The following is a 9664-nucleotide window of genomic DNA, read 5'->3' on the forward strand; positions in this document are numbered from 1 at the left end:
GAAAGAAATAGAGATAGTAATAAATAAAAAAAATACTGATGCCAGTTTATCGTCCAGAGACGATTTCTTTATATTATCAATTAGCACGTTGATCATAAAGGACTTTTCCTGAAAATCTTCTTGTTCATATACTTGGACATCCAGCACAAACTGGTCAGGTAGCGACCCTTATACCAGAGCGCTTGCGCATAACGTTTCATTTCTTTGTAGGAAACAGGCACATCATGTGGAACTGCTTGCCATGGAGATTGAGCATAATAGTGATCATAAATATCAGCCAGTTCTCCCATTCCCCAAAGATGCCAGGGTTTACATTTACCTGTGTAATGAATCAGGATGGTATCTTTAGGAATATCAACTTTGTTCCCTACTTTATTTAAAATAATATCACACACGAAATTGTACTTTTTGGGAAGTAGTAAAACTTCATGTTCAAGGACAATATTAAGTGCATCCTGATCAGGGAATTTAAATTCATTTCCCTGACAGGAAAGCGCCTGGATGATCCGCTCAGTGGTATTTTTTTCGATCCACTGAGGGATGTTGATGTATAAAAATCCTGAGTTAAAGTAGTTACCCTTTGTCAGGCTTAACTGTGAACAAAGTTTATTTCTGGCCCGCCGCGTATCATTGACAGCCGCCAGTGTACAGGCGCTGATATCCATCTCGTTCAGCTCCTTATAACTGCCTAAACATAATGTGTCCGCGTCAAGATAGAGTAATTTTGAGGTGACATCAGAAAGGATATAAGGAGTAAACAAACGGTAATAAATAGCCTGCGGATAGCGGCCCATCAGCGGCAAATCCGTGAACGCAGACTCTTTGAATACGTAACAGGTTATGGCCAGCGGTTGGTTTACTGCCAGCTCGAGCAGCCGGTCTTTTGATTTGTCATCGAGCGCACTGCCAAATATATGAATATGAAAAGCTAAGTCAGGATTGTTTTTCAGAACAGAAAAGACAGTGATCCCCATACCACGGGCATACGCATTATTTATTCCGAATGCGATATGAACCACAGGGAAGGCTGAATCCTCTAAATGGTTTACGAGCTCTTCTTTATGCTCGAGATAGCTCAGGTATTCATGGTCAGACATAGTTTTGTACCTGACTTGTTTTGCTTATAACAAATGAACGTATTTTCTCCAGTTGTGCATCACTGAGGGAAAAGAGTTCTTCAGCGCTGTGCCTGAATTGATAAGGTGCTGAGAAAATGAACGATTCAGGCGCGAGTTGCTTATCTTCTGGTGTCAGGATGAGCGGCGCATAGGTCGGATGTTGTTCGGCTAAGTCACAAGGCCCCGCTAAACAGACCACCGGTATCTTCATGGCATCAGCGATATATACATTGCCGGAGTCTGAGGCGATATACATATCCATCCGAGAAATGGCATGAGGGACTTCATGCAATTTTAGCTTACCGATCAGGCTAGTGATATTTTCGCGGTGACTGAGTTTCCCCAGCAACTGGTCAAGGTATTTCTGCTCATTCTCCGGGCCAAAAATATAAAACTGACAAGGAATATCCTTCAGGGCGTTAAGGATTTTAATCCACACTGCCGTTGGAATTGTTTTCGCTTTATTGCCTGCCGAAATGCTGATACCTATTTTGATCTGCTTGTTTTCAGCCAGCTCCGGCAAGATTTTTTCAGGCACCCACAAAGGAAGGGTGGCATGTTTAGTATAACTGTCTGCGCTGAGGCTGGGATCTGCCAGCTTCAGGTAACTTTCCAGCGTGAAATTAGTTTTCTGGTGTAAACGAACAACGTCTGCCGTCTGATAAAAAATCCCGTGATACCACTTGCGGGTATAAGCAATCAGAAAAGCTTTATGCCTGGCGTTACAGAAGGCGGCATAGAAAGCATTAACGCTGTTAGGTTGTAGCAGATAAACATTGTCGTAGCGGTTAAGCAGGTGAAAGGCGAGACCAATTTTACTGACTAAAGATTTTTTATAATCTTCAATGAGATAAATAGAATCAATCGTCGCATCATGTGAAGCCAAAGGCATAACCGTTTTACTGAGCAAAACATCTGATTTTTTTAAGTGTTTTAGTAAAGGCGTAATATTGACGAAGTCACCAATTTTGGCGGTTTGTATGACCAGATTTCGTCCCTTTCCCTGATGAAAAGGCTTCATCAGCATTTTGAACGGCCACAGCAAAATGAAAATAATCACGTAGCTCATGGTCAGTTCATTTCCTCTTTCGCCGCCAGCAGATCACTCAGACGTTCAAAGACACTTTTTGCAGATAAGTTTTTCAATGCGTTGTCATCGGCTTTGAGGATAAACTGATTCTTTCCATACCCGCCAATCAAGCCGGGATCGGTCGGTCCGTAAAGTGTGATATTGGGACGATCCAGCGCGGCGGTCAGATGGCTCAGCCCGGTATCAACAGAAATGACCGCTTTCGCCCCCGCTAAAACCTCAGCAACTTTTTCCAGGCTCAGTTTAGGCAGCACCTCGACATAAGGAAAACCTTCCGCCAGGCGCAATGCGCGTTGATATTCATGGTCTGCCCCCCATGGAAGTTTGATGCAAATATTTTGCCCGTCGAACATGCTGATCAGCGCACGCCAGTGCTCTTCCGGCCAGTGCTTATCTGCGCGGGTGGTGGCATGAAGAAACACCAGATACGGCTGCGTATCAGCAGGAAGATGGGAGAGGAAACGTGCCGCAATAGCGTAATCCCCCTGGCCTGATGGCTTTTCATAACCCAGGCTTTTCGCAAATAACTCCCGGGTACGCTCTACCGCATGCTGCTTTTTATCGATTTCATGGCGTTGATTGTAGAACCAGCTGGCGAATGGCTCGCGGGCACTTTTACAATCTTGCCCGTGTTTTTCGCCTTTGGCGACGCGGGTGATCAGTGCTGCACTTTTCATCAGACCCTGAGCATCGATGATGACATCATAGGTTTGAGACTGAACTTCGCGTTTGAAATCGCAGCGTTGATGCCGGGTTTCAGAACCGAACCAGTTTTTCCGCCAGCGGCGGATGGCGACAGGTATCACGCGATCAACGGCAGGATGCCAGCCAGGGATCTGGGTAAAGCCTTCTTCCACAACCCAGTCAAAGCGGATCCCAGGAATGGCCTGCATCGCATCCGTTAACGCCGGAAGAGTATGCAGAACGTCGCCCATGGACGAGGTTTTGACGATGAGAACCCGCATTAAAGCTCCTTCCTTGCGTTCAGCAACTGGGTGAGTTCCTGGTAAACCTGCCCGGGTTGTATATCAATTAAACTTTGGTGATAGCCTTCTTCCGCATCGCCTTTACGGACTTTATGGTAGCCGGTGATAAGACGTATAACTTTTGCCTGATGACTGAGTGGTGGCGTAAAGTCCGGGCTGCTGGGCCCGTAAAGTGCCACCAGCGGTTTATCCAGAGCAGCGGCAACATGCATAAGACCTGAATCATTACTGACCACCGCATGACAGGCGGCAATCATCACGACCGCCTGATCCAGGGAGGTTTTCCCCGCCAGATTGAGGCAGAAAGGCTGTGCGTTTTCTGTCAGCGCCAGGCGGATTTGTTCACCTGCAGCGTTATCTTTTGCGGAACCAAACAGCACCACCTGATAGCCTTCGCTGATCAGCTTTTCAGCCAGCACCGCGTAGTGATAATGAGGCCAGCGTTTTGCCGGGCCAAATTCCGCGCCAGGGCAGAAACCTATCAGCGGGCGGGTATTATCCACAGAAAAGGCGGTTTTAACCGCAGTGACTTCTGCGTTGCTGACCGCTAATTTCGGCCACAGAACAGGTTGCGGAAGATCAGCGGCAGTTTTGATTTGCCGGGCATCATAGCCCAGTGCGGCATAACGCTGAACCATCAGTGGGAATGCGGGTTTATCCAGTACCCGCAAATCATTGAGCAGGCCATAACGCATTTCGCCACGCCAGCCGGTGCGCTGAGGAATACGGGCAAAGAAAGGTATCAGCGCCGATTTAAACGAGTTAGGCAGAACGTATGCGCGCTGATATTTCTCATTGCGCAGTGAAATACCCAGACGACGACGTTCGCCCAATTCCAGCGCTCCATGGCCCAGCGGCATTGCCAGCGCCTGATGCACTTCCGGCATGCGATCAAGTAAAGGACGGCACCATGCAGGTGCCATCACGTCAATCTGAGCGTCGGGGTGCGCAGCTTTCAGGGTGCGATAAAGACTTTGTGACATCATCATGTCACCGACCCATGACGGCCCAATTACCAGTATTTTCATACCGTTAATCCATTCCTCAAGGTGCAGGGCTTAAACTGTGCGGTTAAGCCAGCTCATGTATTCCGTCACACCTTCAGCCACTGTTTTGAAGGGCTTGTCATAACCGGCGTTACGCAGGGCAGTCATATCGGCCTGCGTGAAAGACTGGTAGCGGCCCTTGAGTTTTTCCGGGAAAGGAATGTATTCGATATCGCCAGAATTGTGGTACGCCACAACGGCGTCTGCTACAGCCTGGAAGGATTCCGAACGGCCGGTACCGCAGTTGAAAATGCCTGAAACCCCGTTTTGCCAGAACCACAGGTTCACGGCTGCCACATCACCTACATAGATGAAATCGCGCTTGAAGCCTTCGCTGCCAGAGAACAGTTTTGGGTTTTCCCCGGCTTTGATCTGATTATTCAGATGGAATGCTACGCTCGCCATGCTGCCTTTATGGCCTTCACGCGGTCCGTAAACGTTGAAATAGCGGAAACCACAGATTTGAGATTCAGCGTGCGGCAGAATTTCGCGTACATACTGGTCAAACAGGAACTTAGAGTAACCGTAGACGTTCAGCGGCTGCTCATATTGGCGATCTTCTACAAAGCTGGTGCTCTGACTACCATAGGTTGCTGCGGAAGAGGCATACAGGAAGGGAATACTGCGATCCAGACAATAATGCAGAACATCTTTGGAGTACTGATAGTTGTTATCCATCATGTATTTGCCGTCCCACTCGGTCGTGGAAGAGCACGCGCCTTCATGGAAAATGGCGTCGATATCACCCAGATCGTCGCCGGCGACGATGCTGGCGATGAAATCTTCTTTGTCGCAATAATCCGCAATATCCAGATCAACCAGATTGACGAACTTGGTGCCGTCTTTCAGATTATCCACCACCAGAATATCGCGGTATCCCATATCATTGAGCGATTTAATAATATTGCTGCCGATAAAACCAGCGCCGCCAGTGACGATTATCATGGGATTCACCTTTAATCATTTGAAGAACTGCGCACCATGCACAGCCTGTATAATGGGTAATATCATAACACTTCATTATGAAGCTCACATTGGGAAGGTGTCCTATAACAGGGATTCTTATGTTTCAGGGCGTAAGGCGTGAACTATGCTGCAAAACAAAGATATTGTGAGCACTTTCATCGTTATTTCATATGCAGATTAGTAAGGTATTCCGTGAATGAGTCATTTCAGGAGAATACTGTATGTCTGTTTCGTTTTATCGGCAGCTGGAAGATCAGCTGGATCAGGCTCGGGTTGAAGGGCTGTTTAAAGAAGAACGCATTCTCACCACGCCCCAGCAGGCAGAAGTCGCCGTTGCTGGCGGCCATCCGGTCATCAATTTTTGCGCTAACAACTACCTTGGCCTGGCCAATCATCCTGCATTAATCGACGCGGCAAAAGCTGGTCTCGACAGCCACGGTTTCGGCATGGCTTCGGTCCGCTTTATCTGTGGTACACAAGATACGCACAAAGAGCTCGAACACCGTCTGGCTGATTTTCTCGGTATGGATGATGCCATCCTCTATTCCTCCTGTTTTGATGCCAACGGCGGGTTATTCGAAACATTACTGGGTGAAGAAGACGCCATCATTTCGGATGCGCTGAATCACGCCTCAATAATCGACGGCGTCCGGTTATGCAAAGCCAGGCGTTACCGGTATGCCAACAACAATATGGCTGAACTGGAAACCCGTTTGCAGCAGGCAAAAGACGACGGTGCCCGCCATATTCTGGTGGCAACCGACGGTGTATTTTCGATGGATGGTGTGATTGCTAATCTGAAAGGCGTGTGCGACCTGGCTGAACGATTTGACGCGCTGGTAATGGTCGATGATTCTCATGCGGTTGGTTTTGTCGGAGCCGAAGGGCGGGGAACGCACGAATATTGTGATGTGATGGGGCGTGTGGATATTATCACCGGCACGCTCGGCAAAGCGCTGGGCGGTGCTTCCGGCGGCTATACCGCAGCGCGTCAGGAAGTGATCGACTGGCTGCGCCAGCGTTCGCGGCCTTACCTCTTTTCTAATTCTCTGGCACCGTCGATTGTCTCCGCCTCGCTTAAAGTGCTTTCCATGCTCGAAGAAGGCAACGACCTTCGTGAACGTTTGCTCAGCAACGCCAGACTGTTCCGTGAAAAAATGACCGCCGCTGGTTTCACGCTGGCGGGTGCCGATCACGCGATTATCCCGGTGATGCTGGGCGAGGCCCGTCTGGCTCAGGAATTTGCATCGCTTTTGCAGCAGGAGGGGATTTACGTCACCGGTTTCTTTTATCCGGTGGTGCCTCAGGGACAGGCGCGCATTCGTACTCAAATGTCAGCGGCGCACAGCACGGAACAGATCGAAAAGGCCGTTGAAGCCTTCACCCGTATTGGCAAAAAACTTGGCGTGATCGCCTGAGGAATGTCGATGAAAGCCTTAGCAAAACTCAAACGAGAAGAAGGCATCTGGATGACGGATGCGCCGGTACCTGAATTAGGGCACAACGATTTGCTGATCAAAATCCGTAAAACGGCCATATGTGGCACCGATGTGCATATCTACAACTGGGATGAGTGGTCACAAAAAACGATTCCCGTGCCGATGGTTGTCGGACACGAATATGTCGGCGAAGTGGTGGGTATCGGCCAGGAAGTTAAAGGTTTCAGTATCGGCGACCGGGTGTCGGGTGAGGGGCATATTACCTGCGGACATTGCCGTAATTGTCGCGGAGGACGCACACATTTGTGCCGCAATGCACAGGGCGTCGGGGTAAACCGTCCGGGTGCTTTTGCGGAATATCTGGTATTGCCTGCTTTTAATGCGTTTAAAATCCCGGACAATATTTCCGATGATCTGGCTGCGATTTTTGATCCCTTCGGGAATGCTGTGCATACCGCATTGTCGTTTGATCTGGTCGGTGAAGATGTGCTGATCAGCGGTGCCGGCCCGATTGGCATCATGGCCGCTGCGATTTGTAAACACGTCGGTGCCCGCCATGTTGTCATTACAGATATGAACGAATACCGTCTGGAACTGGCGCGTAAAATGGGCGTAACGCGGGCAGTGAACGTCAGTCAGCAAAGCTTGCAGAATGTAATGGATGAACTGGGTATGACGGAAGGGTTTGACGTCGGACTGGAGATGTCAGGTGCACCGTCCGCATTTCGCAGCATGCTCAACGCCATGAATCACGGAGGCCGGATTGCGATGCTGGGCATTCCCTCCACTGAGATGGCGATCGACTGGAATCAGGTGATTTTCAAAGGGCTGTTTATTAAAGGCATTTACGGAAGGGAAATGTTCGAAACCTGGTACAAAATGGCCGCCCTGATTCAGTCAGGATTAGATCTTACCCCTCTCATTACGCACCATTTTCCTATTGATGAATTCCAGAAAGGGTTTGATGCAATGCGCTCCGGGCATTCAGGCAAAGTGATACTCAACTGGTAATCCGGTACGCCGGGAACGAAAAAAGCCCGCTGAAATAGCGGGCTTTTTGCTGAAAATGGCGCAGTTGTTACGCCGCAGGATCGGCCGTTTTTTTCTCGGCATCCGTCAGATAACGTACTTTACGGGTGTAATCCTGCCCTTTGAATAACAGTTCATTATCCGGTGAAGCCAGATACTTTTGCCATTCTGTCAGCGGGAAGCCGCCATGAGCGCCAATCACTTCTTTCGGGATAACCGATGGCGTACCGCCAATTTTTTTCGATACCGGCCAGTTCATCCAGTCGCCCAGATTGACGCTTTTGATATCCAGTGTATCCAGCATGGCGGCCAGAGGTAGCTGATCAGTCGGTGGCTGATTGTCTGGCAGAAGGTTCCAGGTATCTCTGAAAAACATAATCCACAGCGGGCACAAACGCTCCCAGGTTTTACGGGTGGCGGCTAAGAAAGCGCCGTTGACATGATCAACAATATAAGGGCGCACGCTGTTTTTGTAATACGCCGGGATTATCTCAGGATCACAACCGTCCAGTTTGGCAATCATCTTTCCCTGGCGGAAACTTGAGTAAATGTGATTTTCATGTAACTGAATTTCAGGCATTTTGAGTAAATTCAGATCGGAATCGATCATCAAAATACCGTCAGTTTTGGCCTGCAAAGGTGCCATCAGTTTGATCAGGCGGCTGAGATAAATTTGTTTATAACGATAATCACCGGATTTGGTCTCAGGGTTAAGCGTGACGATGCGGACTTTCTCAGGCAACGGGCGGAAATGGCTGGCATCCTGATCGGTAACAATCACGATTTCCTGTAATGCGGTCGCGAATTTATCGGCAAATTCTGCACACAGACACGCCTCTTCAATATAGTCGGCCCCTGCAGAAGGGATCACTACTGACGTAACACTGTTTTTGGGTTTGTCTGGCGTGACGGTATCGGTATACGGCAAATTATGGCGCGAAAGTATGTGACGATATTTTGGATTTAGAAATTTGAACATATTCAGCCTTGTTTCTTTTTCACACTGCTTAAAACGGTTTCAACGCCTGAGACATATTTTTCAATTGCAAATTTTTCGCGAACAATCAGGTTTGCCTGCTCTGCGATTTCATTTCTCAGATGGGCATTGAGATACAGTGTTTTCATATGGTTAAAGAGCATTTCAATATCGCCATACTCAAATAACATGCCGGTTTCTGCATTTTTAATCAGTTCGGCCGTTCCGGTGACATTCGATCCAATCACAGGTGTTTTTAGCAGCATCGATTCCAACACGACCCGTGGCAGGCCCTCACTTTTTGAACCCAAAATAAAGGTATCAAACGCGGACAGGTATTCCAGCGCATTGCTCTGAAAGCCTGTGAATATGACTTTATCCATCATATTCAGAGCCGAAGCTTGCTGAATGAGACGGCGTAAGTTCGGGCCTTCACCCACAAACACCATTTTCCATTTAGCTTCCGGAAATGCGCGGTTAAATTTGTCCAGCGCCAGTAACGTGAAGTGATGGGCTTTGCGGTTAATCAGAGAACCGATACTGCCAAAGATGAACGTATCGTTGTCTGCCGCTAATTCTTCCCGGATTTTATTGCCGTCAGGCAATGGCTGATGAATATCAATGCCATTAAAAACGGTAAAACATAACTCCTTGCGTACACCGCGTTTGAGCAGTTGTTCCTGCACACCCTGAGAAACAGAGATAATGCTGTGGCAGAACTGGTTAACGATACGCACAATTTCCCGGCTGAGCACCGGCTCAATACGACAATGTTGTACGATTTCTGTGGGTAAACCGGCAGTAGAATAATAGCCTTCAACATTCGAGCTGGGCTGATTATTCATATACAGAATGTCAAACTGACCGAGTTCAAGCAGGGAGTGAATTTTGCGGATGTTGGGGTTAATACGCCAGATTTTGTCGATGGAATAAATGGCTTTCTGACGCAAGTTACTGTTAAAGAAAAACAGCGTTCTTAATACTTCTTTGACGATTTTTGCCCAGGCAGGTTGT

Annotated in this window: 9 protein-coding genes; 2 read left to right on the forward strand and 7 right to left on the reverse strand. The window is 48.3% G+C overall.

Annotated features, from left to right (window positions below; genetic code table 11):
* Nucleotides 1–92: 92 nt before the first annotated feature.
* The 5 genes from J1785_RS07440 to rfaD are packed head-to-tail and all read right to left on the reverse strand — an operon-like array spanning nt 93 to nt 5185.
* Nucleotides 93–1097, reverse strand: a complete 1005-nt coding sequence (locus tag J1785_RS07440; protein WP_217219148.1) for a glycosyltransferase family 8 protein — start codon at nt 1095–1097, stop codon at nt 93–95.
* On the reverse strand, nt 1090–2187 hold the full coding sequence (locus J1785_RS07445) for a glycosyltransferase family 9 protein (RefSeq protein ID WP_217137671.1): 1098 nt from the start codon (nt 2185–2187) through the stop codon (nt 1090–1092). Before J1785_RS07445 ends, J1785_RS07440 begins: the two co-directional genes overlap by 8 nt.
* A gap of 2 nt (nt 2188–2189) precedes the next feature.
* Nucleotides 2190–3173, reverse strand: coding sequence for a lipopolysaccharide heptosyltransferase RfaC (rfaC, locus tag J1785_RS07450; RefSeq protein WP_129955280.1), 984 nt, complete (start codon nt 3171–3173; stop codon nt 2190–2192).
* Nucleotides 3173–4222: an ADP-heptose--LPS heptosyltransferase RfaF gene (gene rfaF, locus J1785_RS07455; protein ID WP_129955281.1), complete on the reverse strand. Its 1050-nt coding sequence runs from the start codon at nt 4220–4222 to the stop codon at nt 3173–3175. The genes rfaC and rfaF overlap by 1 nt, the downstream gene beginning before the upstream one ends.
* Nucleotides 4223–4252: 30 nt before the next feature.
* On the reverse strand, nt 4253–5185 hold the full coding sequence (gene rfaD, locus J1785_RS07460; protein WP_129955282.1) for an ADP-glyceromanno-heptose 6-epimerase: 933 nt from the start codon (nt 5183–5185) through the stop codon (nt 4253–4255).
* A gap of 242 nt (nt 5186–5427) precedes the next feature.
* Between rfaD and kbl the strand changes: the two genes are divergently transcribed.
* Nucleotides 5428–6624 carry a glycine C-acetyltransferase gene (gene kbl / locus J1785_RS07465; RefSeq protein WP_129955283.1) on the forward strand — a complete coding sequence of 399 codons (1197 nt, stop codon included), beginning with the start codon at nt 5428–5430 and terminating at the stop codon, nt 6622–6624.
* 9 nt (nt 6625–6633) lie between these two features.
* Complete coding sequence (gene tdh, locus J1785_RS07470) at nt 6634–7656, forward strand: L-threonine 3-dehydrogenase (RefSeq protein WP_129955284.1); 1023 nt, start codon at nt 6634–6636, stop codon at nt 7654–7656.
* A 67-nt stretch (nt 7657–7723) separates the two neighbouring features.
* Here tdh and J1785_RS07475 read toward each other — a convergent pair whose 3' ends face one another.
* Together J1785_RS07475 and J1785_RS07480 are read right to left on the reverse strand one after the other, a co-directional pair.
* Nucleotides 7724–8653 (reverse strand): hypothetical protein, encoded by a 930-nt coding sequence (locus J1785_RS07475; RefSeq protein WP_129992187.1) that lies wholly within the window; start codon nt 8651–8653, stop codon nt 7724–7726.
* Between the two features lie 2 nt (nt 8654–8655).
* The coding region (locus tag J1785_RS07480; protein WP_217219149.1) for a glycosyltransferase at nt 8656–9664 on the reverse strand (1009 nt) is incomplete at its 5' end.

This window comes from Rahnella perminowiae, assembly GCF_019049755.1.
GTDB lineage: Bacteria > Pseudomonadota > Gammaproteobacteria > Enterobacterales > Enterobacteriaceae > Rahnella > Rahnella perminowiae.